17 protein-coding genes are annotated in these 22,879 nt (G+C 32.8%); 5 read left to right on the top strand and 12 right to left on the bottom strand.

All coding sequences use genetic code 11. The features are described from left to right. Window positions 1-6,110, bottom strand: a 6,110-nt coding sequence (locus tag G6N05_RS11125; RefSeq protein WP_205729759.1) for a choice-of-anchor L domain-containing protein, incomplete at its 3' end; no start/stop codon positions are given. Between the two features lie 159 nt (window positions 6,111-6,269). Here G6N05_RS11125 and hflX point away from each other — a divergent pair. Then, window positions 6,270-7,517: a GTPase HflX gene (gene hflX / locus G6N05_RS11120; RefSeq protein WP_166128844.1), complete on the top strand. Its 1,248-nt coding sequence runs from the start codon at window positions 6,270-6,272 to the stop codon at window positions 7,515-7,517. 61 nt (window positions 7,518-7,578) lie between these two features. Here hflX and G6N05_RS11115 read toward each other — a convergent pair whose 3' ends face one another. From G6N05_RS11115 to G6N05_RS11095, 5 genes are all read right to left on the bottom strand, one after another. Next, on the bottom strand, window positions 7,579-8,082 hold the full coding sequence (locus G6N05_RS11115) for a DUF2480 family protein (RefSeq protein WP_166128839.1): 504 nt from the start codon (window positions 8,080-8,082) through the stop codon (window positions 7,579-7,581). An 83-nt stretch (window positions 8,083-8,165) separates the two neighbouring features. Beyond that, window positions 8,166-8,489 carry an SUF system Fe-S cluster assembly protein gene (locus G6N05_RS11110; RefSeq protein WP_166128834.1) on the bottom strand — a complete coding sequence of 108 codons (324 nt, stop codon included), beginning with the start codon at window positions 8,487-8,489 and terminating at the stop codon, window positions 8,166-8,168. Between the two features lie 56 nt (window positions 8,490-8,545). After that, window positions 8,546-8,965 carry a SufE family protein gene (locus G6N05_RS11105; RefSeq protein WP_166128830.1) on the bottom strand — a complete coding sequence of 140 codons (420 nt, stop codon included), beginning with the start codon at window positions 8,963-8,965 and terminating at the stop codon, window positions 8,546-8,548. After that, window positions 8,965-9,462 carry a hypothetical protein gene (locus G6N05_RS11100; RefSeq protein ID WP_166128826.1) on the bottom strand — a complete coding sequence of 166 codons (498 nt, stop codon included), beginning with the start codon at window positions 9,460-9,462 and terminating at the stop codon, window positions 8,965-8,967. The genes G6N05_RS11105 and G6N05_RS11100 overlap by 1 nt, the downstream gene beginning before the upstream one ends. Window positions 9,463-9,473: 11 nt before the next feature. Then, complete coding sequence (locus G6N05_RS11095) at window positions 9,474-10,694, bottom strand: aminotransferase class V-fold PLP-dependent enzyme (RefSeq protein ID WP_166128821.1); 1,221 nt, start codon at window positions 10,692-10,694, stop codon at window positions 9,474-9,476. Window positions 10,695-10,835: 141 nt separating this feature from the next. Here G6N05_RS11095 and G6N05_RS11090 point away from each other — a divergent pair, with 141 nt between their 5' ends. From G6N05_RS11090 to G6N05_RS11075, 4 genes are read left to right on the top strand one after another with little or no spacing between them, the layout of a single operon-like run. Continuing rightward, window positions 10,836-11,174: a PadR family transcriptional regulator gene (locus tag G6N05_RS11090; protein ID WP_166128818.1), complete on the top strand. Its 339-nt coding sequence runs from the start codon at window positions 10,836-10,838 to the stop codon at window positions 11,172-11,174. After that, complete coding sequence (locus G6N05_RS11085) at window positions 11,171-11,611, top strand: hypothetical protein (RefSeq protein WP_166128813.1); 441 nt, start codon at window positions 11,171-11,173, stop codon at window positions 11,609-11,611. The genes G6N05_RS11090 and G6N05_RS11085 overlap by 4 nt, the downstream gene beginning before the upstream one ends. 2 nt (window positions 11,612-11,613) lie before the next feature. Beyond that, window positions 11,614-11,793 (top strand): hypothetical protein, encoded by a 180-nt coding sequence (locus tag G6N05_RS11080; RefSeq protein ID WP_166128808.1) that lies wholly within the window; start codon window positions 11,614-11,616, stop codon window positions 11,791-11,793. Beyond that, complete coding sequence (locus G6N05_RS11075; RefSeq protein WP_166128804.1) at window positions 11,790-13,433, top strand: serine hydrolase domain-containing protein; 1,644 nt, start codon at window positions 11,790-11,792, stop codon at window positions 13,431-13,433. Before G6N05_RS11080 ends, G6N05_RS11075 begins: the two co-directional genes overlap by 4 nt. 27 nt (window positions 13,434-13,460) lie before the next feature. Here G6N05_RS11075 and G6N05_RS11070 read toward each other — a convergent pair whose 3' ends face one another. The 6 genes from G6N05_RS11070 to G6N05_RS11045 all read right to left on the bottom strand — a co-directional run bounded on the left by G6N05_RS11070 (window position 13,461) and on the right by G6N05_RS11045 (window position 22,877). Then, window positions 13,461-14,060: a lipoprotein signal peptidase gene (locus tag G6N05_RS11070; RefSeq protein WP_166128801.1), complete on the bottom strand. Its 600-nt coding sequence runs from the start codon at window positions 14,058-14,060 to the stop codon at window positions 13,461-13,463. Window positions 14,061-14,143: 83 nt separating this feature from the next. Continuing rightward, window positions 14,144-14,524 (bottom strand): TraR/DksA family transcriptional regulator, encoded by a 381-nt coding sequence (locus G6N05_RS11065; RefSeq protein WP_166128796.1) that lies wholly within the window; start codon window positions 14,522-14,524, stop codon window positions 14,144-14,146. 6 nt (window positions 14,525-14,530) lie between these two features. After that, window positions 14,531-17,932 carry an isoleucine--tRNA ligase gene (gene ileS / locus G6N05_RS11060; protein ID WP_166128793.1) on the bottom strand — a complete coding sequence of 1,134 codons (3,402 nt, stop codon included), beginning with the start codon at window positions 17,930-17,932 and terminating at the stop codon, window positions 14,531-14,533. A 79-nt stretch (window positions 17,933-18,011) separates the two neighbouring features. After that, window positions 18,012-18,725, bottom strand: coding sequence for a DNA repair protein RecO (recO, locus tag G6N05_RS11055; RefSeq protein WP_166128789.1), 714 nt, complete (start codon window positions 18,723-18,725; stop codon window positions 18,012-18,014). Beyond that, on the bottom strand, window positions 18,725-20,995 hold the full coding sequence (gene porZ / locus G6N05_RS11050) for a type IX secretion system anionic LPS delivery protein PorZ (RefSeq protein WP_166128783.1): 2,271 nt from the start codon (window positions 20,993-20,995) through the stop codon (window positions 18,725-18,727). Before porZ ends, recO begins: the two co-directional genes overlap by 1 nt. 151 nt (window positions 20,996-21,146) lie before the next feature. Then, entirely contained in the window at window positions 21,147-22,877 is a 1,731-nt protein-coding gene (locus tag G6N05_RS11045) for a BatD family protein (RefSeq protein ID WP_166128779.1), read from the bottom strand. Between the last annotated feature and the right edge of the window lie 2 nt (window positions 22,878-22,879).

Below are 22,879 nucleotides of genomic sequence, written 5' to 3'. Positions count from 1 at the left end.
AACTGACCATGCCAATCGTTATTGTAATCCGTTTTACTATAAACTTCCTTACCGTATCTGTTGAAAATCTCAACCTTATTTGCTTTCAACTTCAAATAATCATTCTTATCATCCCCGTTTGGTGAAATACCTTTTTGAATGTCGCAAACAATATTGTCAAATAACATAGATACTTGTGTTGAACAAACAATAGAACCAGATAAATTAGTAATTGTACAAGTATAAGTACCTGGGCTATTTATTGTAATTGTACTTGAAGTTGATCCAACAACTACACTTGAACTATTCATCCATTCAAAACTATAATCTTGAGGATTGCTAACATTAGCCGTTAATACAAATTGATTTCCTTCACATTGTCCTGTAATGTCAAATGTAGGAGAACTAACAACATTTACAACAAAATCACTTTCATCTGTACAGTTTGGTGTAGTACCTGACTGAGCAAAGATATAGATTGTTTGAGAAGTTGTAATAACATCACCTGCATTTAATTGTGTTCCTAATCCATTAGCGGCAGTATGATATGAATTTCCTACACCTACTAATGGTTGTAAAATATATTCATCACAAAAATTAACATCCGCTAAAATATCAGCAACTGGAACTGCAATAGAATTAACTACAGTAGACTGACTACTAAAACATGTTTCTGGTGTTGTAACAGTAACTGTGTAAGTACCAGATTGATTAACCGTAATTGTAGATGTTGTATCTGGCAATGGGTTAGTATTAAAGTTCCATGCATAAGTTACATTATTTAAATTAAAGTTAATTGGAGTAACAGAAATTGTATTTGATGATGCAGCACAGAATGTTAAATTTGCCGGTATAGTAAATTGTGGTATTGGATTTACTGTTACCATAACGGTTCCTGTCAACGGTTGCGTACATACTCCTAAAATCACATTAACTAAAGAATATGTTTTAGTACCACCAACATGGTTAAATGAAGCATTTCCAGCTGCATCTAAAACAATTGTCTGATTTGAAGTTCCATCATTATAAGTTACTGTCGCATTAGGCGTACCACTTAATGTTACTGTTGTAGAATTACCTTCACATAAAGCTACATTACTACTTGTAAATGAAGCAGTAATTGGCGTATCGATTGTAATAATGAATGAATCATTTGAAGAACAAGCTCCAGCTCCAATTTCATAATAAACTGTATATGTTCCTGGTGTAACTAGGTTATTCCAAGTTACAGTTCCATTTGCATCTACAAAGATATTTAAAGGATTACCAACTATTGAATAATTTCCACCTGTAGTACCTGTAAATGTAACGTTAGCAATTTCTGCATTAAAGCAGTAAGGTGTGCTATTGTAAACAATATCAGATGTTGGAGGAGAAACTACTTGAATTTCAAAGTTTTTGATACCAGAACAGAATGTAATAGTATTATAAATTCTAACCCAAATTGTTTGTGGATTTGTAATATTAACATATGTAGTTGGATTTGCAATTGCATTAATTCCAGCAATAGCATCTGCTTCAGTTGTATAATATGAAACTACATAATCTGCAGGTATTGGGAAATTAGCTGTAACTACCGGTGTATTTTGAGTTAAATCAAATACAGGAGTAGTAGAACAAATTGACATATCATTCGGTTCTGGTGTGATAAGAATTAAATCTGGATAAAATTCCACTACGATTGTATCTTCACCCACACAAGCTGACCCTACATATTGTGCTACTAATTTGTATTCTCCAGGAAGCGTTACATTTAATGTTGGTCCAGTTTGACCAACCAATTCAACAAATGTTGATGTACTTGGAGCCATAAAATACCATGTAAAACCATATGGAGGCGCCGTTAATCCGCTATTAATTGTATATGATTGACCAGCACATAAAGCACTGTTACCATTAACTGTTAAATCACTTCCTAAATCTACATTTCCAATATCAAATTTACTTAAGAAAACCGCACTGTCAAATGATGAGTCATTTCTATCACCAACAACAAATTTCATATGATATGTTTGTCCTGGGACAACAGTTCCTGTTGCAGACATTGGCACAGTATACCCTTTAAAGTTAGTTGGTGCAATTACATCTGGTAAACCATTCTGAGGATTTCCAGCCCCATAAAATTTATCAAAATAAGTTGGGTTTGCAGAAGCACAACTAGAATTATATAGATTATTTCTAATTGTTGTTACTGCAACAGGAACAGCAGGTGAAGTACCTGGAATAACTGCTAAATTTGTAGTAGTCCCCGTTGCTAAATTTGTCAAGAAAAATGCAAAAGCATCAGAATATGAACATTGAAACGTCCCATATTCATCGGAAGCAAATATGAAATCAAATTTAATTTGATCAGCAATTGGCACGAAATCAAATTCTAAAATTGAAGAGTTGTTATAACTTGCTATCCCTGGATCTGTTCCAGTAGATTGTATATAAGCAAGCAATTGTGCGTCTCCAGGCCAAGTTCCAGTACCTTCAGAAGTTGCATCGTTTGGTCCATCACAAGTATTTGCAGAACGTGTTGCTAAAATAATTCCTTCATCTAAACCAAATGAAGATCCATTTTTATTAAAATATCCAATACCATTTTGTTGTCCAAAATTTAAACCTGTAGAAGAAGTAATGTTTGATACAATTCCACATGGAGAAGTAACTAATACATCTGTTACTAACTGTGACACCGTATATGTTGTTGGAGCGGCAGTAGTCGAAGAGTTTTCAGCCAAAATTGGAGGCCCTACTCTATTGATACATACGTTAAAATTAACAACCTGATTTGCGGTTGTTGTTGCAGACCAAACTCTTATGTAATACGTTTGACCAATAACAAATGTATTGTTATAACTAAAGTTATTTACATCACAATATAGTAAAGTCAATGCACCACAAGTACCTGAATAAATAGCATGACTTAAATCTGTAGTTGACCCTACAATATCATTAAAATTTATGATATGAGCTGCTGAAGTTGCAGTAAACGAAAACCAAGTATCATCATCAGCCGCACCACCACATGTTGAAGTTGGTGTTCCAGAATTTGTAGCTCCAGTTATTGTTCCAGCTGTGATAAGCGTACACGCCATATCTGTATTTACTGGTACATTTAGTGGTGTAGCACATTCGTCATTTAGTGGTTTTGTATAAAAGTTAGCTCCATTTGAGTAGAAACTAAAATCAGTAGGTGAACATTTAGCTCTTACAAAGAAAGTATATGCTGTACCTGGTGTTAATGGAGTCCAAACGAAAGGATTAGTAGAAACTAAAGTTCCAGGAGTTCCAGGTGCAGGAACAGGTGAACCAAGAGGTAACACAATAATTTCCCATTGTGAAGCAGTTCCTGTTTCAGTCCAATTAAATTGAGCAGATGTTGTACCAACATTTGTTGCAGTTAAAGTAATTGGTTTTGGACAAGTAATTGGTGTTGTACAATATATCTCAGCATCCCAACCTGTACTTACTCCAGTGCCATTTGATGTAAACATAAATGTTAAACATCCACTAGGAGAAGTTGCTGTAAATGAAGGTGGCAAAGTTGTCCCTGTATAAGTTCCAAGACTTGGTGATGTAATTAAATTTCCGTCTCTAATTACTAAATTATCTCCTGCAGTTAAATTAAACTGATTGAAAATTACAGTAACTACATTACCAGCATTATCTGGACAAATTGTTGTTGTGATATTTTGACTATTTGCATAATCTCCAGTTGCACCACCTGTATCATAAAAATTATCTCCTGCACAAAAGTGAGGTGTAGTACAGAAAGTTGCAACTGTAGACCAGAAACTAACAACACCTGGAGCACATACTGCTCTTACGTATACATCATAACATGTAACTGAACTTAATCCTGTAATAACAAATGGATTTGTAGAAGCTGGTGTCCCAACTGAAACTGCTGTTGGCGCTGGCGAACCTACCGGTAAAACCACTACTTCCCATTGAGATTCAGAACCTCCATTTGCCCAGTTTACTTGAGCATTATTATAGTTAATATTAGAAATTGTCGGATTCAAAGGTTTCGGACAAGGAACTAAATCTAATTTTATATTATCAATTGCAGCAGGAGGTTGATTTCCAACTGCATTATTATTTCTCCATTCAAAAACTACACGCATTGTACCACCCGCATATGGAGTAGCATTAAGTGTATAATTTTCTGTTGTAAAGGTTGGAACTGCCGTAAAATCATTTCCAATTTTAATTCTGCTATTTGCTAAAGCAGTAATTTGTGTACCTACAACTGGATTAAAAGTAGTAGGAACAGTCCAAACTCTAACATAATCTTGAAGCTCTCCTAATGAACGCCAATCAAAAGTGAAGTCCAATTGAGTTGCTCCAGCAGGAATAATAAAATCTTTATAAGCGTGAACAACTGAAGTTGCTATATTATTATACGTATTTGTAACCCCATTATCATCAGTTATATATAGGGCATGTGTTCCGCCATTATTAATACCTGTACCAACTGCCCATTTATTAGATTGCGTTCCATTACTTAATGTCCAACCTGTTAAAGTTTCAAAACCATCAGTAAAGTTTAATGGCATGGCAACTTGAGGTAAAGTAAAAGTAAACGGGCCTGACCAAATACTATAATTCCCATCGTTACAATCTGCTCTTACATAATATTGGTAAACAATACCAGGAATCCCAGTTACAGTAGTACCAGCGTTTGTTGCTGTTGTTGGAAATGTTGTACCAGTAGGTAATCCGTAAGGAGCTGGTGCAAATGAGTATTGCCATGAAACAGTTCCTGCATTAGCCGCCCATCCTATATCTGCAGATGTACTTGTAATATTAGTTGCTGTTAAACCTGTTGGTTGGTTACAGAATACTTGTTGTATCGTTAAAGTATAACCAAACGTTTGTGAAGCACCTCCACTTGAAGATACTATAACATAATATGTGGTACCACCTAATAAACCATTTAAAGTAATGTTTCTTGGATTCGCATTTGTATTTGCAGCACCACCCAAACAGGTTACCCCTGGTGTAGTAGGACAAGCGCTATAAATGTGAAGACTAGAACCAACACTTGTTGGAGCTAAATTAAAATTATAGTTACCATTTGCTATTGGTGTAAACGAATAAAAAACATCATTACCTTGCATATAATTCGTAGCGCTTCCACTACAAGCTAATGGTTGAGGTAAATCGTTTGAATCTGTGTAGTTAATTGTATTATCTGTTACTTGATAAGGTAATAATCCTGATACAAAAGTAGTAACGGGAGGAATACCTGCAGTTACATTATTTCCTACTATAATAGGTCCACCACACGTATCTCCGAAGGATGCGGTTTGAAAACCTTTTGGTCCAAACCAATCACTAGTAAATCCTGCTGTACAAACTGAACGTACTTGAAATTTATATAATGTATTTGCTGTTAAACCTATAAATTGAAAGTTAGTATTAGTATTTGCTATTTGAGTTTGAACAGATGGATCAGTAAAAGGCAAAGTAGACTTAACAACTTGAACTTCCCATTGTGAAATACCTGATCCCAGTGGTGATCCCCAAGATAAAAGAGCACTATCAGTAGTTTCACCAGCAGTAGTTAACGGTCCTATTGGATCCAAACATTTTTCAATAACATTTACGTTATCTATAACCCATCTGTCTCCATTATCATTTGTCATTACAAATGCAATGTATATTAGAGTTCCTGTTGGATAAGCAGATAAATCAATGATTTTTTCTTCAAAAACGTTGTTAGTTGTTGTTAATGTAGCTTCATCCCATGATTGAATTGTTGTAAAGTCTGCTGGATTTGTTTGAGAAACTGCTGATACTTTAACATCAAACAAACTTCCTTGAACACCCGCTTGAATGGTTTTAGTTTGAAAACGTAATTGAGCATTTGGAGGCACTGTTACTTGAGAAGTAACTAACCAGTCAATTGCTAATCCCGCGGGAACATTTTCTCTTAAAAGTAAAGCAGATTTACCTACACCACCAAAAGTGAAAGTAGGTGAACTTGTTTCTTCCCAACTTTGACCGACACCTGTACCGGTCTCGAATCTTGTCCAACCTGTTGGTGGAAATGTTGCGCCTTCAAAGTTTTGAGTCAATGCTTGCCCAAAAACATTTAAACCAGCGAACATAAACAATAATAAAAGTAGTTTTTTCATTATATTTGCGTTTGTTTAAGTTTATATAATCATTAACAAATGTAATGAGTATATGTCCCTAAGCTAAATTAATCGATATAATACAGTTAAAATCGATAAAAAACATCGTTGTTATTTATTGAAAATTATCGACTATTTTTGTTAAAATTTTACATATATATGTTAGAAATTGAAAAACACACCTTTGAAAGGACCGCTATTGTTGGGATTGTTACACAAAACCAAAATGAAGAAAAACTAAATGAATACCTTGATGAGCTGGAATTTTTAACATTTACAGCTGGTGGAGAGGTCGTAAAACGATTTTCTCAAAAAACAGATAAACCTCATCCAAAAACATTCGTTGGAACTGGAAAATTAGAAGAGATTAAAGTTTATATTAAAGAACACGATATCAATTCGGTGATTTTTGATGACGAATTAACGCCTTCACAACAAAAAAATATTACAAGAGAATTAGATTGCAAGGTTTTAGACCGAACCAATTTAATCTTGGATATTTTTGCGCAACGTGCTGAAACATCTTATGCCAGAACGCAAGTAGAATTAGCACAATGTCAGTATTTATTACCTCGATTAACCGGAATGTGGACTCACTTAGAACGTCAACGAGGTGGAATTGGTATGCGTGGTCCTGGAGAAACGGAAATTGAAACGGACAGACGTATTGTACGTGATCGAATTTCGTTACTAAAAGAAAAAATTAAGGTTATCGATAAACAAATGTCGACACAACGTGGCAATCGTGGTGCGATGGTTCGTGTGGCTTTAGTGGGTTATACGAATGTTGGAAAATCAACATTAATGAATGCCGTTGGAAAAAGTGAAGTTTTTGTAGAAAACAAATTATTCGCTACACTTGATACTACGGTTAGAAAAACGGTGATTAAAAATTTACCTTTCTTACTTTCGGATACGGTTGGTTTCATTAGAAAATTACCAACTCAACTAGTAGATTCATTTAAAAGTACGCTTGACGAAGTTAGAGAAGCCGATTTGTTATTACATGTTGTAGATATTTCTCATCCTGAATTTGAAGATCATATTGCGGCAGTAAACAAAATTTTATTAGACATTAAAAGTGCCGATAAACCAACGATAATGGTTTTCAATAAGATTGATGCGTACAAGTATGTAAAGATTGATGAAAACGACGAAACTATTGAAAAAACCACCAAAAACTTCTCGCTTCAAGATTGGGAAAGAACTTGGATGAGTAATTTAGGAGAAAACAATACGCTTTTTATTTCGGCAACAGAAAAACAAAACTTTGAAGCTTTTAGAGAAAAACTTTACGGAGCTGTAAGAGAAATTCACATCAGTCGTTTTCCTTATAATAAATTTTTATATCCAGATTATAAAGATGTGATTGAGGAAGAGGACGATGAAGATGATACTGAAGATTAAACATAAAAAAACCAGTCAACTACTAAATTGACTGGTTTTTTTTATGTTTTATATATCCGAATTATTTCTTCTTAAACAAAGGAACTGCTGAGCAAGCTTCTCCAAACATAATACTTTTAGAAACCTTCATTAGTTTTTGAATGGCTAAAGTGTAGACTTCATTCGGAACTTCTTTTTTAGAACAACCTTTTAAAATTAAAGGTTTCTCGAAATATTCCGTGTAATCTAATTTGTTTAAAATGTCTTGGTACCAATCAATAATCGCAGTTTTTTTATCGCCATGAATTACTTTTAAAGCAAACGGTGCTAAATGAACTGCTACTAACGTATAAGCCCAAGCCGGTAATATCGCATCTTCCGAACAAAACAACGCCACATATTTATCTTCATATAAAGACCAATCTGTATTTTTTAATTGTTCTCTAAATTCGGCTTCTTTCAAAATAAATCCACCAAACAACCATTGCGAAATGTCTACTGCTATCACATGATCATCTGGATAATAATCTTCTAAATCGAAAACTAGTAACTTACTATTCGCAACTTTATTTACTATTTCGTCCATGTTTTAGTCTTAATGTCGTAAAGTCGAAAGTCGTAAAGTCCAAAACGTTAAGACTTTCAGAACTTTGACTTTATGACTATTTTTTAAAGCATTCCTAATTCTAATTTGGCTTCTTCACTCATTAAATCTTTGCTCCAAGGCGGATCAAAAGTAATTTCTACTTCACAAGATTTAATCGTATCAATTTTTTGCACTTTTTCTTCCACTTCTTTTGGTAAAGATTCGGCTACAGGGCAATTTGGCGAAGTTAATGTCATTAAAATTTTAACTTCATTGTCTTCGTTAATCATTACATCATAAATTAAACCTAATTCGTAAATATCCACAGGGATTTCTGGATCATAGATTCCTTTTAATGCTCTTACTACATCTTCACCTAGGTTTACTTCGTCTTTAAATTCTTCCATTTTTATTTGTTTTGTCACAAAGGCACGAAGGCACAAAGTGAATTATTTTAAACTTTTTATTGTCTAGCTTCAAAAGCTAACGCATATAATTTTATTTTTTTAATCATCGAAACCAAACCGTTAGCACGAGTAGCAGAAAGATGTTCTTTTAGTCCAATTTCGTCTACGAAATCCGTATTTGCTTCTAAAATCGCGGCTGGAGTTTGGTTCGAAAAAGCTCTAATTAAAATAGCAATAATCCCTTTAGTTAAAATGGCGTCGCTATCTGCTGAAAAAACAACCTTTCCCTCCTTTTCTTCGGCGTGAACCCACACTTTAGACTGACAACCTTTAATGATGTTGTCTTCCGTTTTGTATTGGTCTTCAATAATTGGTAATCCTTTTCCTAACTCGATAATGTATTCGTAACGTTCCATCCAATCATCGAACATTGAAAATTCATCAACAATTTCGTTTTGTATTTCTTTAATATTCATTATTTTTTTTCAACTAAACTTAAAATTTTATTCACTAATTTTTCAACTTCTGCTGGCGGATGTCCATGATCAAAACCATTAGCTGGATATTTAACACCTTTCGCTTCGAAAGTAATATTTGCATGTGGCGCACCATCATAATATCTTTGTTCTGTTGGCCATTTCATGTCTTTTACCTTTTCTAAATTGACAGCTGTTGCCAATGCAGAAATTTCTTTCCAATCCGAATCAGAAATTTCAATTTTTTCTGAATATTCTTTGAATTCTCTGTCTCTAGAAATATATAAAACTTTATTTTCAACTTTCGTCGCTAAAGCAAAACCTCTTGAGACTGCATCATAATAAATAGTTGGCACAACACTTTGGGTTTTGTTATTTGTAATAGCATCTTTTAATGCATCACTATTCGCTACAACATTAGAATCCGTTGCTTTTTTTTGACAGTTGCAACCCGTTATTGTGATTGCGATAGTTGCTAATATTGTAATTGCTTTCATAGTTATAAATTTTAAGATAACATCATTTTTGCTTTTTTAACGGCCTCTACAAATATATCAATTTCTTCTTTAGTATTATAAAAGGCAAAACTTGCTCTAATTGTACCAGGAATTTTGAAAAAGTCCATTATCGGTTGTGCGCAATGATGACCTGTTCGCACCGCTATACCTAATTTATCTATAATCGTGCCAATATCATACGGATGAATGTTTTCAATATTGAAAGAAATCACTGAAGCTTTTTTGTTTAAATCTGTTGGACCATAAATAGTTACTCCTTCAATTTCTTGTAATCTTTGAGTTCCGTACACTAATAATTCATGTTCGTGTTTGGCAATGTTATCAAAACCGACTTCATTCATGTAATCAATTGCGGCTCCGAAAGCAATTCCACCGCAAATATTTGGGGTTCCCGCTTCAAATTTATGAGGCAAATCGGCATACGTAGTTTTTTCGAAAGTTACTGTCGCAATCATTTCTCCGCCGCCTTTGTAAGGTGGTAATTTACGTAACCATTCTTCTTTTCCGTAAAGCATTCCAACACCGGTTGGTCCACACATTTTATGAGCAGAAGTCACATAAAAATCAACATCTAACGCTTGAACGTCAGGTTTAATATGCGGACAAGATTGGGCACCGTCAATTAAAACTGCTGCGCCAACAGCATGTGCTTTTTGAATAATTTCTTCAATTGGATTTAAAACACCTAATGCATTTGAAATGTGATTACAACATACTAATTTCGTTTTATTAGAAAGTAATTTGTCATATTCTTCCATGATTAATTCGCCATGAAGATTCATTGGAATGACTTTTAAAATCGCACCTGTATGTTCACATAACATTTGCCAAGGCACAATATTACTGTGATGTTCTAATGCAGAAACAATAATTTCGTCACCTATTTGTAATAAAGAAGCAAAACCATTAGCTACTAAATTAATACTTTCGGTCGTTCCCGAAGTAAGAATAATCTCGTAAGAATGTTTCGCGTTAAAATGTCTTTGGATTTTGAATCGCGCTTCTTCATAAGCATCCGTAGCAAGTTGACTCAACGTATGAACTCCACGATGAATATTAGCGTTGTATTTGGAATAATACTCCACAATACTGTCAATTACTACTTGAGGTTTTTGCGAAGTCGCTCCGTTATCAAAATACACTAATGGTTTTCCGTTTACGGTTTGTGACAATATTGGAAATTGTGCTCTTATTTTCTGAACATCGAACATATCAAAACTATTTGTGGCAAATTTACGATATGATTATTTAAAATAAGAATAAATAAAGGTTAAAAATAGGCATAAAATCAATGATTTAAAAAAATAATACATTTTATTACGATGTATTAAATAAAAATGTATATTTGAAAAATGTATAGTAAAGAATTAACCAAAGGAACCCTACTTCCCATCATTTTAAAACTGATAAGTGAAAATGATAAAATGTATGGCTATGAAATTACTCAAAAAGTGAAAGAAATGACCAAAGGTAAAATTGACATTTCAGAAGGTGCGATGTATCCAATTTTACACAAATTAGAAGCGGATGGTATTTTAGAAACAGAAAAAGTATACATCGGAAAACGAGTAAGAAAATATTATAGAATTACGCCATCTGGTAAGTTAGCAATTACAGAAATAACGGCAGAATTAAACGATTTCATAACTACGCTGCACTTAATTTTTAACTCGGAAAAGATTAAATTATGACACTAACTGACGCAAACGTTGTATATATAGAAAATAATTTGAACTTCTATGGTGTAAATGATCAAAATTTGAAAGAGGATTTAATGGATCATATTTGCACGCATATTGAATGTTATAATGGAAATAGTTTTGAAACGGCGTATCAAGAAGCGATTCAAAACTTAGGAGGTTATAGTGCCATTCAAAATATGCAAAATACAATTAATGAAAAAGCATTAATACACTCTTTTCTATACAGAAAAAGAGCCTTTTTTTTACTTTCTACTTTTAATGTTATGTTATTGGCTTTAGGGTTTTTGTTCAAACTTAATAAATGGCCGTACTCAAGTATTTTATTAGCAACCGGATTTGCCATTTTAATCTTCATTACTATTCCATTCGTGTTTTATAACAGATATAAACATTCCAAACAAAAAACAATTTTATTAAACAAATAGTTATGACAAAATCATTTTACATCTTAGGTTTTTTAACCACTTTTATTCTTGGAATTGGTGCTATGTTTGAATTCTTAGTTTGGCCTTGTCGCGGTATGATTGTATTTGCGGGTTTCTTATTATTAAACTTCGGATTAGTGCCAACTTACTTTTATCAGAAATACAAATCAGTTAAATCATGATGAGAGTAATTCTATTTCTATTTGTTTTTTTTACGTGTAAGATTCACAGCCAAGAAAACAAAACGGAGAAAATAGATGTCATTCTGCAATCATACAACAAACCAAATTCTCCAGGTTTAAGTATTGGTATTGTTGAAAACGGAAACTTAATTTATGTGAAAGGAATTGGGTTTGCTTCGGTTGAAAAAAACATCAAAAACGACACAAAAACGGCATTTAGTATCGCTTCAATAGCAAAACAATTTACAGCTTCTTGCATCTGGGTTTTAGTACAAGAAAAAAAGCTTTCTTTAGATGATGACATTCGAAAATATCTACCTGAAATACCTAATTACGGAACGCCAATAAAAATAAAACATTTACTAAATCACACCAGCGGAATCAGAAATTACCATACGATAATGGATTTACAAGGTTTTGATTATGATTCAGAATATTATAATAATGAAACGGTTTTACAACTTGCGGCTAATCAAAAAGGATTAAACAAAAAACCTGGAGAAAAAGTGTTGTACAGCAATACAAATTATAACCTATTAACAATTATTATAGAAAGAATTTCGGGAAAAAATTTGAATGAATTTGCCAAAGAAAAATTGTTTAAACCTTTACAAATGAACTCCAGTTGCTTTAAAACTTCTAACAAACAAATTATTGAAAACAAAGCTGTTGGTTATCAATTTACAAATGGAAAATATATTTCAAACACAAGTTCACAAGAAAGTTATGGTGCTGGAAGTATGGCTTCAACCGTTGAAGATCTTTCAAAATGGATTGCTGTTTTAAATGGAGCTAATTCGGAATTCAAATCACTTTCGAAATTTTTAATTCAATCTGAGAAATTAGAAAATGGCGAAAAAGCCAAATATGCACGAGGCGTAATGGTGGACAAGTATAAAGGCTTTCAAACAATTAGTCATAGTGGTTTTGGTTGGGGCGGACAATCGCAATTGATTACTGTTCCAGAAAAAAACTTAGGTGTAATTATCATGACGAATTTAGAGTCGATTAACCCTACTCCTATTTCCTATCAAATTTTAGATTTGTTTCTTAACGAAGAAACTATAGAAAAATCAAATATAAAGAAGCTTTATCAAAACGAGAATTTAGATGCTTTTATTGGGCAATATAAAGAAATGAATAGCGCCATGAAGATGGAAATCTTTGTGGAAAATGATACGCTTAAAGCAAAAGGAAGTCAAGCTAAAAAAGGAATTAGTCTTTTAGCATTTGAAAAAAATAAATTTCACAGAATAAATAATGAAAGTGTTACTTATGATTTCACAAAAGACAAAAATAAAGATTTAATTATTTCTTTTGGAGGCCCGCCTTTTTACTTCAAAAAAGCACAATTTGTAAAACCAGAAACTGTAAAAATCAATGAATTTGTTGGTATTTATTATTCCGAAGAGCTAAAAACCACTTACTCCTTTTTTGAAAAAGACAACAAACTATTCTTAACCTATAAAAACAATGAAAACACACCATTATCAACCATAGAAAAAGATGAATTTGGCAATAATGCTCGAACTTCTTATCAGTTTAAAAGAAATTCAAACAATCAAATTGTAAGTATGGAACTTTCATCTGAAGGAACGGTCAAAAACATTAGCTTTATAAAACAAAAAAACCGCCTATAAAGCGGTTTTTCTTCTTTTATGTAACTTTTATACTTCTTTGAAACATCTTTTATTAAACACAATTAAAACACCAAATCCAGTAGAAATGGCTACATCGGCAATGTTAAAAATGGCATTAAAAAAAGTAAATGGTTTTCCGCCAATAAACGGCACCCATTCTGGCATTGGAATATCTTTAATGATTGGAAAATATAACATATCTACTACTTCACCGTGAAACCAAGTTCCGTAAGGTTCGTTAGAAAAAATCGTTGCAACTTGACTATAACTGTCATTAAAAATTACGCCATAAAAAACCGAATCAATGATATTTCCAATCGCTCCTGCTAAAATTAACGTAATGGCGAAAGTTAAGTAATTAGATAAGCCTTTTTTGATTGTATCATTTAACCACCAAGAAATTCCTCCAACAGCAAAAATTCTAAAAACAGTTAAAAACAATTTTCCGTAAGCACCTGGAATTTCTACACCCCAAGCCATTCCTTCGTTTTCCACAAAGTAAATTCTAAACCAATCGAACACTTTTACTTGTTCGTTTAGATAGAAATTCGTTTTAATATATATTTTACTTACTTGATCAATTAGTAAGATAAGAAATACAAATAAATAGGCTTTTTTTAGATTCATTTTTTTATAATTTGTGCAAAAATAGGAATTTAATGTAATAAAAAACGCTCCAATAGGAGCGTTTGTATATTTATTAACGTTTTTTAACGCTGTAAATTTTTAGCTTCAATGCTCATAGTGGCGTGAGGAACAATTTTTAATCTTTCTTTATTGATTAATTTTCCTGTTACTTTACACAAGCCATACGTTTTGTTTTCAATACGAATTAAAGCGTTTTTTAAATCACGAATAAATTTTTCCTGACGAATAGCTAATTGCGAATTCGCTTCTTTACTCATTGTTTCACTTCCTTCTTCGAAAGCTTTAAATGTAGGCGAAGTATCGTCAGTTCCGTTATTAGAATCATTTAAATAAGCACTCTTAATTAAATCTAAATCGTTTTTAGCTTTATCTAATTTCGAATTGATTAATTCTCTAAATTCTGCTAATTCTGCATCTGAGAATCTTATTTTTTCATCTACCATAATTTCTTATTTTGAAATTAATATTATTGTTTTTAGCTCATCAAACTCAATTTCCGTACCATTATTGATTTCTGATACAAAAATTAGTTCATTTGTTAGTGTTTCTGATTTTATGTACGATTCATTTGCGGCAACCGCTTGTTCAATAATTTCATTATTTTGAATTTGAACTTTAATTTTATCGGTAACTTCAAAACCAGAATCCTTACGGATATTTTGAATTCTGTTGACTAACTCCCTTGCTATCCCTTCTTTACGTAATTCATCAGAAATTGTAATGTCTAATGCAACTGTAATTCCGTTTGAATTGGCTACTAACCAACCCGGGATATCTTGAGAAGAAATCTCAACATCTTCGATGGTTAAAGTAATACTTTTTTCTGAACTAACAAGTGTTATTTCGCCTGTTTTATCTAATTCATTTATCTGATCTTGCGAAAAAGCTTGTATCTCTTTGGCAATCAAGCCCATATCTTTTCCAAAACGTGGCCCTAAAGCTTTAAAATTTGGCTTAATTTGCTTCACTAAAACACCTGAAGCGTCTTCTAATAACTCAATTTCTTTTACGTTAACTTCCGCTTTAATTAAGTCTTCAATAGCTAAAATTTCTGCTTTAAAAGCTTCGTCAAGTACTGGAATCATTACTCTTTGTAACGGTTGACGTACTTTAATCATTTCCTTCTTACGTAGTGATAAAACCAAAGAAGAAATCGTTTGCGCTTTCTGCATTCTACTTTCTAGTGATTTATCAACAAAGTTTTCAACCGAAACCGGGAAGTTTGCCAAGTGAATACTTTCAAAACTTTCCTTGTTAGTCGTGGCATTCAAGTCTTTATATAACCTATCCATAAAGAATGGCGCTACTGGTGCAGATAATTTAGCAACTGTTTCTAAACAGGTATAAAGCGTCTGATAAGCTGCAATTTTGTCTTGCGCGTACTCACCTTTCCAGAATCTACGACGACATAAACGCACATACCAGTTACTTAAATTCTCTTGTACGAAGTCGGAAATTGCTCTTGTGGCACGAGTCGGTTCGTAATCCGCATACGCTTCATCAACTAATTGAATTAAAGTGTGTAATTCTGATAAAATCCAACGGTCAATTTCTGGTCTTTCTGCTAATGGAACTTCCGCTTCACTATAAGTAAACCCATCAATATTTGCATATAAACCAAAGAAAGAATACGTGTTATATAAGGTTCCGAAGAATTTTCTACGTACCTCAGCAATTCCTTCTAAATCGAATTTTAAGTTGTCCCACGGATTGGCATTTGAAATCATGTACCAACGTGTGGCATCAGGACCATATTCAGACAAAGTCTCAAACGGATCGGCAGCATTACCTAAACGTTTCGACATCTTTTGTCCGTTTTTATCTAATACTAAACCATTAGAAACTACATTTTTATACGCTACTTTATCGAAAACTAATGTCGATATAGCATGTAAAGTATAAAACCAACCACGAGTTTGGTCGACTCCTTCTGCAATAAAATCAGCAGGGAAATCTTTATTTTCGTCAATTTTATCTTTGTTTTCGAAAGGATAATGCCATTGTGCATAAGGCATTGAACCTGAATCGAACCAAACATCAATTAAATCACTTTCACGGTTCATTGGTTTGCCCGAAACGGAAACTAATATGATTTCATCCACTACATTTTTATGTAAATCGATTAAATCATAATTTGATTCTACCATATTTCCGATTTCGAATCCTTTGAATGGATTTTCGGTCATGAAACCAGCGGCAATTGACTTTTCAATTTCGTTATATAATTCTTCTACAGAACCTACACAGATAGTTTCTGTACCTTCATCATTTCTCCATAAAGGCAAAGGAATTCCCCAATATCTTGAACGAGATAAGTTCCAATCGTTAGCGTTTTTCAACCAATTTCCGAAACGCCCTTCACCAGTTGCTTTTGGCTTCCAGTTGATAGTTTCGTTTAAATCGAACATTCTATCTTTAACTTCCGTTACTTTAATGAACCAAGAATCTAAAGGATAATATAAAATAGGTTTGTCTGTTCTCCAACAATGTGGATAACTGTGTACGTATTTCTCCACCTTAAAGGCTTTGTTTTCTTCTTTTAACTGGATAGCGATTTCTACATCTGCAGAACGTTCTGGTGCTTCGCCATCATTATAATATTCGTTCTTGACATATTTTCCAGAATATTCTCCTAAATTTTGGATGAATTTCCCTTGTAAATCTACTAAAGGAACGGCGTTTCCATTTTCATCTAAAACCAACATTGGTGGCACTTCTGGTGTAGCTTCTTTAGCTACTTTCGCATCATCCGCTCCGAAAGTTGGTGCCGTGTGAACAATTCCAGTTCCGTCTTCAGTCGTAACAAAATCTCCAGAAATTACTCTAAACGCATCTTCTGGATTTTGATATGGTAAAGCTAATGGCATTAATTGTTCGTAACGAATTCCAACTAAATCAGCACCTTTGCATTCCGCTACAATTTGGTATGGAATGTTTTTATCGCCTTCTTTAAAGTTTTCGAAATCTGAAGCTTCAGTACTTGCAAAAAATCCTTTTCCGAATTGTTTCCCAACTAAATTCTTAGCTAAAATTACTTTTACTGGTCGGAAGGTATATTGATTGAACGTTTCAACTAAAACATAATCGATTTTTGGACCAACTGTTAAAGCCGTGTTACTTGGTAATGTCCAAGGAGTTGTTGTCCAAGCTAAAATATGAACATCACCAAAATTCTGTAAGAAACTTGGAAGCGTTTCTTTTAATGATTTGAATTGCGCTACCACAGTTGTATCTGTTACATCACGATAAGAACCTGGTTGATTGACTTCATGAGAAGACAAACCTGTTCCTGCTTTTGGTGAATACGGTTGAATCGTATAGCCTTTGTATAATAAATCTTTGTTATAAATTTGTTTTAGCAACCACCAAACCGACTCCATGTATTTAGATTTGTACGTCACATATGGATCTTCCATATCTACCCAATATCCCATTTTTTCGGTTAAGTCGTTCCAAACGTCTGTATAACGCATTACGGTTTTTTTACACGCTTCGTTATATTCTGTAACCGAAATGGTTTTTCCAATATCTTCTTTGGTGATGCCTAGTTCTTTTTCGGTACCTAATTCTACAGGTAAACCGTGCGTGTCCCAACCGGCTTTACGCTTTACTTGGAACCCTTTTTGAGTTTTATAACGACAAAAAATATCTTTAATCGCACGCGCCATTACGTGGTGAATTCCAGGTAATCCATTAGCTGAAGGTGGTCCTTCAAAAAACACATACGGTTGGTTTCCTTCACGAGTGGTTACACTTTTTTCAAAGATGTTATTTTCTTTCCAAAAATCAAGAACTTCTGATGCTACTGTTGGCAAGTCAAGTCCTTTGTAATCCCTAAATTTTGTACTCATTTTGTCGCTTTCTAAAATCAATTTGCGAAAGTAATGATAATAAGTAAAAAGGCAAAAGTAAAAAGGTAAAAGTTGTAGGTTAGGAAAAAACTTCTTTTAAAATTTCTAAAGAATTTGGTTTTTTGAAACCCTGTAAATGAATGGAATAATACTCTAAAAGAATTTTAAGAAGTACTTGTCTTTCTTCTTTATGGAAGTTTTTTTGAGTGTCTTCAAATCTTAAATTTAATAATTTTTTCAACAACTGTGTTTCGTGTTCGTTTAAACAACTTGTGCCTTGAAATGGTGAAAAAACGCCGTCAATCATTTCAAAATAAGTAGCATCCGTTTCTTGCAGTTGTGGATAAAAGCCTAAGAATTTTGTGAGTTGTACTAAAAAGATAAGGTGAAAATTTGAAATAGAATCATGTGTATCTAACCACATTAACGAGGTTTCTAAGTAAGAAAAAAGATTTTCGTTTTTTTCCTCTTCAAAAATACTGTTGTGCAATACTTCTGACAAGAAAAGAACCATCGAACTCTTTATAATATCGGTATGTATGTTTTGGTAATTATATGCGAGTTTAACTTCTTTAAAATGTTCTAAAGTACCTTTGTTTTTATGATTGGCTTCTATTTCTAAAAGGTTCAATGGTTGAAAATAAGCAATTTTCTGATTCGATTTTTTGGAAGAAAAGGCACTTTGTATAAAATAGGATTTTAGCCCATCAGATTGGGTAAAGCATTTTACAATTAAACTTTTTTCTTGAAACTTAATAGCGCTTAAAACAATGGCTTTAGTTTTAATTTGCATTACCTAACGACCATTATTTTTTTCACGGTAGTTTCAGCGGCATCACTAGAAGTTACAAAAACCATATAAACTCCAGAAGCCACTTTGTATTTACCAAAAGCCGTAGTATCCCACTCTACAGTTCCTCCAGAAGAGGTAGTTTCAAAAACTAAATTCCCTTCAATATCGGTAATTTTAAGATTTACTTTATCCATTAATCCAGATATTTTTACTGTTCCTGTATAACCAGGTCGAACTGGGTTTGGGTAAGCATAAACATTTTCTAAATTTTCATCACCTCTAGTAGAAGTTCCTAAATAGGAAACTAAACCTTTATCTGTTGCGAAAAACACTTCACCTGAAACCTCATCAATATCAATATCCATTACGTTATTACTTGGTAATGGTGAGTTTTCTTTAGTAAAACGTCGCAATGTCGTTTGTCCATTTGGGCTAACTTGAAACACACCCGCATCAGCAATTGAAACCCATTTATTATTTGATCCATCAACTTTGATATCTTGAATTACCTGTTGGTAGAATAACTCTTGAGCTAAATCTCCCTCTTGGATTACAATGTTAGTAGTTGATAATTCATTTTCTGAAAGGAATCTATCAACGCTGTTTAAAATTCTTAAGCCTTTAAATGTTCCTACCCATAATTGATTTTTATTATCCACAGCTACACAACGCACATCATTACTGGGTAAATTACCGTTTTCTTCATTAATAACAATAAACTTATTATTATATTTTTCATTAAAAGCAATTACACCTCTACCGTAAGATGCTACCCATTTTGTGCTGTTTTTATCAATATCAATGTTTCCGTAATGTATGCCTTTGGGATTTTGTACAACACTACTTAAATTATAAGATTGCCAAGTATTGTTACTTCTTAATACTTTAATTCCTTTATCAACAAGTGCATTTGTTATCCACAAACCACCATCTTTATCATATTTCATTCCGTTAATTCTAACTGAAATAAAATTTTGATTCGGTGGCGGTAATTGCACTGTTTCTAAAAAATTAGTTTGATTGTATAAAAAAGCATTTGCTTTATTAGTAAATTTCAACATACCACTATGGCCAGAAGCTACAAAAACCTCATTTAAATTTCTAGGATTTTCAGCTATTACCGCTAAAGAAACAGCACCTTGTACATCAGTTGATGGTATTTTACTCCAACCATTGTTTTTATTAAAGAGACTAATTCCTTGTAATTTATAATCCGGAGTATACGTTCGGTCATATTTTCCGTGAGCCAACCACAAATCGTTAGTTGTTTTTGTAACTTTAAACGCATAATCTTCAATAGGTCCGTTTGGAGAAATGTTTGTAAAAACCGTTGGATTAACAACAGTAGTTTCAAACAAACCGTTTTTTGAAGTACCGATATATAATTTATCGTTTTTAGTTATGGCACAAGTAAAAGAATCTGGAAAATTAGGAATTTGATAAACAATACTAACCAAAGAAAAGCTCTGATTATAAATCAAAATTTGCCACTGGTTGCTGATTGTCAAATAGGAATTATCTGTTCTTAATTTTAAACCTGCTCCTACCTGATTTGAAAATTGTTGCAGTGTGCTTCCTAAAAACTTATAAGTAAATCCATCATTATTCATAGCTACCAATTGATTATTGAAAGTAACAACACTTAACCAATTTGAAGTATTAAAAACCGACCATTGTGAAAAATCATATAAAAAAGGATTGCTTAGTGTTGCTTTTTTTAATCCTTGAGTTCTAGTAGCGGCAAAAATTTCACCATTAAAAATGGTAGTTTGCAAAACATCAATAAATTCCCCAGCACTTCCAATATAAAAATTACTTTCAATTTCAAAATTTGACAGTTTAATAACACTAATTCCATACTGAGTGGAGACGTAAACTTTACCGTTAAACTCATAAAAATCGTTTATTCTTTTACTATTTGGGGGAACAGGAACGTCTGTAATAATGTCTACTTTGTTTAAAGTACTCCCGTCTGGCTTGATCAAAATAATTAAACCATTTTTATTTCCAATTAAAGTATGCTTGTTTGAAGTTTGAAAAACCGCTGTAATTTCATCTGGTTTTACATCATTTACCGAAGTAAAAGTGGTTAAAATATTTGAAGAAACCTCTTTGTTAAAAACAGAATTTTTAGTACTTGAATATACTTTACTTGGTGAAATACAAACATCTGTAATTTCATTATACGAGAAATACCCTTTCCATAATTTCTGTTGTGAAAAAGAAAATAGCGTAAAGCTTAAAAACAAATATGGAAATAATTTTTTCATTTGTAAATGATTATTGTTTTTTATTGGTCAAATGTAATTCGCAAATAATTATAGAAATTTCGACAAGTTTTGATGATGCTCATTTCATAAATAATAAAACATTTTAAACTACAAATATACAATAAACGTAAATATCTGAATTTTATTGAGTTTACGCACCAATAACTTGTACTAAATGTTGCAATTTTTCAAAATCTAATTGCATGTTTCCTTCGGAAGTTGGCATATATCTTGCCTTTTCACAACTTTGTAACAAACCAATAAAATCAGTTGTGTTTTCTGGAGAAACATTATATTCTTGAAACTTTTGAATGATATTATCTTTATTGAAATCTGCTTTTTCTAATGAAAATTTATGATGTAAAAACTCGGCAATTTTACCTTCCATTTTCTGATAAAACAATTCTTTGTTTGAAATAAATTCTTGGATCTCGGTTACAGAAAAGTCCTTTTTTATCGGTTCTTCTTCAACAATAACTTCTTCTTCACTTGGTTTTTTGTTTCTCTTTAAAGTGAAAAACAGCAACGCTAATCCGCCGGCAGCAACCGTACCAATAAAATGCATAAATGTAAATTCAAAACCAAATTTAGTTTCTTCTTTTTGCTCTTTTACTTCGGGTTTTGCTTTTGAAGTTGCCGTTACATTTGCTTGATTTTCTCCTTGTAAAACATTCAAATCAACAGCTTCCGAAGAAATTGTTTTATACGATTTAGATTGCACATCAAAGAAAGAAAACAGTTGAGGTTTTAGTCTGAAAACACCCTTTTCTTGAGGAATTATCGTATAACTATCCATGATTTTACCTGAAATCCCTTTCATGTTTTCACTGATAAATTCTTGGTGTTTCGGTTCGTAAATTTCAAAATTGGAAGGTAAACTTGGCTTCGGAATTTCGAATAATTTTAAATTTCCATTTCCAGAAACAATCAAATCCAATTGTAAAGATTCACCTGATTTTAATTCGCTTTTTTGAACGTTAACATTGAATTCGAATTTACCAACCGCTCCCGTAAAATTATCAGGTTTTCCCTTTTCAGGTAACGGATTTACTTGAATATGTTTAACATTAGAAACCACTTCTCTTCTGGCAACTCTATATTCGGGCTGTCCAAAAAAATCGTAATCACCAGTTGGATAATTGATATTTAAATCGAGAGTAATGGGTGTAATTTCTAACTTTCCAGTTTTTTGTGGATACAGAATGGCTTTCTTGAAAAGTTTCGATTTATACACGCGATTATTTACCACGGAACGTTCCCATCCACCTTGTACATCTTCGGTTTGACTCCAAAAATTATTGAATTTTGTCGCAATTTTTTTATTCAGTTCCACGTCTAAATTTGGCGCTAAATAAATGCGATAATACACTTCAACAGGTTCGTTTACAAATGCGGAAGTTTTGTTCACTTCTACATCTACAAACAATAAATTATTCGCGCCTGTAATTGTTTTGTTATTAGAATTTGGTTTTGGAGTAGCTGGTGGATTTTGTCTAGGAATAGCATTCGAAGCTTTCTCGTTTGAAACAGAAACCAAAACAGGGTTTGAAGCATATACTTTTCCATCAAACCTAATATTTGCTGGTGAAATAGTGACTTTTCCAGCTTTAGCCGCTTGAATTACATAAGTATAAACCTGTTGAATCGAATACACACCATTGTTATACACTTCGTTAGACGAAACATACGAACCACCTTTATTAAAACCTGCAAAACTTGGCGGCACAAAGTTTCTTCCTTCTTCATTAAAAACATAATTAACCTGAGTCACTTCGCCTAGTTTTAGGCTCGTTTTCTCTATTTTGACTTCCAATTTAACTTGACTTAAAGCTAAAAAAGGAAGCAGAATAATCGTTATTACTATTTTAATTAATGAATTCATTT

It is taken from the genome of Flavobacterium bernardetii (assembly GCF_011305415.1).
GTDB classification, from domain to species: domain Bacteria; phylum Bacteroidota; class Bacteroidia; order Flavobacteriales; family Flavobacteriaceae; genus Flavobacterium; species Flavobacterium bernardetii.
Note: the sequence above shows the minus strand (reverse complement) of the source record. Positions and strands in the feature narration are given on the sequence as shown.